The organism is Flexivirga sp., from assembly GCF_035551235.1.
Classification (GTDB): domain Bacteria; phylum Actinomycetota; class Actinomycetes; order Actinomycetales; family Dermatophilaceae; genus Flexivirga.
Genome location: NZ_DASZNO010000009.1, coordinates 1 through 1,506, shown reverse-complemented (window position 1 = coordinate 1,506; position 1,506 = coordinate 1). Strand labels below are relative to the sequence as shown.

Genomic DNA, 1,506 nt, shown 5'->3' with positions numbered 1-1,506 from the left:
TGGTTGGTTCTTCGGGTTGCCAGGCCGGACAACCGACCTCGACGTCGCCCGTCAGCCGGATGCCCGCGTGGCAGATCTCTTCGGCGGGCGGGCAGTTGCACATCGGGTCACCGTCACAGAACCCGCCGGTCACCTCGTAGTGGCGGCACGTCTTGCACGAGCGCACTTCCGGGTTGCTCCAGCAGCGCCCGATGTGCTCCACGGTGGCGGCCTTGCTGGCGCGCGCTCGCGTGCAGAACGGGCACTTCCACCGCGTCACCCGCAGCGCGACCGGTTCGGCAGTCATTCGCACTGTCCTTCCTGGGATGGTGGTGGGAGGGTGGCTGTCATCGTTTGCGGACACCGAATCGGCGGTGACGCGTGTCGTGGGTGGTGGCCGGGCGGGGCTTCTCGGCGGGAAGGGGGTGAGCCCGCCCCGCCCGGCCACGGTCAGTGCCGAACGCCGGTGTGCGCTTCCGCAGCAGACGGCACTGGGCTCTTCGGGGCGGCAGTCCAGGAACGATGGATCTCGGTCGGGCCGACCCGCAGATGCTGAGGGCCTTCAATCCGTGCCAGCGCGGCGTGCGCTTGGCTCAGTCCGATCGCGACCTCGGCCTTGCGAAGCAACGAAACGTCACGCGGCTCTCGGTCGGCATCGAACCGCTCGTACGCCTCCTCCGCGCGCTCCAGCCAGTCCTGCGCCTTCTCGTAGTGCGACTGCTCCTCGGCGAGCCGCAACTCGCTCTCCTCCGACGACATCACGCCTCACCGCCCGCGGTCAGGTCCGGGTCGTCCGGCAAAGTCGGGTCCGTCGGATCGACGTCCTGCGCCGAGCCCGAGTTCGTCAGCGTCGCGACCTCGGCCTCGATGACCTTGCGCCGCTCGGGAGTGGCGGTCTTCCACTCGCGCTTGAACTCGGCCACCCGGTCCTCGGTCGTCTCAACCAACGGCTGCACAACGAAGATCGCGGACTTGCCGCGCGTCACCAGCAACGGAACCTGTTTCTTCTTGTCCAGGTGGCTGAGGTGGCTGATGCGGGTCCCGCCCACCGCCTGACCGCCGAACCGGACTTCGGGATCGCAGTACAGGGTGACGCGGCGACCGACGTACGCGGACGCATCCGGCCCCCAGCAGGCGACCAGGACACGACGCATGCTCTTCCCCGGCCGCCACACTCGCGGGAACTCTGTGAGCTTGATGTTGACGGGCTGCTCGGCGTTTCCCTTCGAGACCTTCTCGACGGTGAAGGTCCGCGGCCCGCCGAGGAGGTCTACCGCGTCGAGCTGATCGCTCGTCGGCGCGATGCTGTCGGTGAGGTCCATCTAGATCGTCATCTCCATCTAGATCGTCATCTCCATCTCGATCGTCCGCTCCGTCGCGGGCAAACCAACGGTCTTCGCCAGGTAGTCGGCAGTCATCTCCGCAGCAGCGACCTCGAACCGCTCAGCGACAGCGACGATCGCCTCCTGCCACTCCGGGTCCGGGAAGACTCGCTTGTGCCACATCGGCATCCCGCCCGAGTAGCTG

General features: G+C 67.6%; 3 protein-coding genes and 1 pseudogene. All 4 read right to left on the bottom strand.

From position 1 onward, the window contains the following. A partial coding sequence (locus VG502_RS01805; RefSeq protein ID WP_325548130.1) for a hypothetical protein occupies window positions 1-286 on the bottom strand: 286 nt, incomplete at its 3' end. A gap of 143 nt (window positions 287-429) precedes the next feature. Continuing rightward, window positions 430-738 carry a hypothetical protein gene (locus VG502_RS01800; RefSeq protein ID WP_325548129.1) on the bottom strand — a complete coding sequence of 103 codons (309 nt, stop codon included), beginning with the start codon at window positions 736-738 and terminating at the stop codon, window positions 430-432. After that, window positions 738-1,301, bottom strand: a complete 564-nt coding sequence (locus tag VG502_RS01795) for a hypothetical protein (protein WP_325548127.1) — start codon at window positions 1,299-1,301, stop codon at window positions 738-740. The genes VG502_RS01800 and VG502_RS01795 overlap by 1 nt, the downstream gene beginning before the upstream one ends. Before the next feature lie 18 nt (window positions 1,302-1,319). After that, window positions 1,320-1,506, bottom strand: a pseudogene (locus VG502_RS01790) (hypothetical protein); the annotation flags it as partial.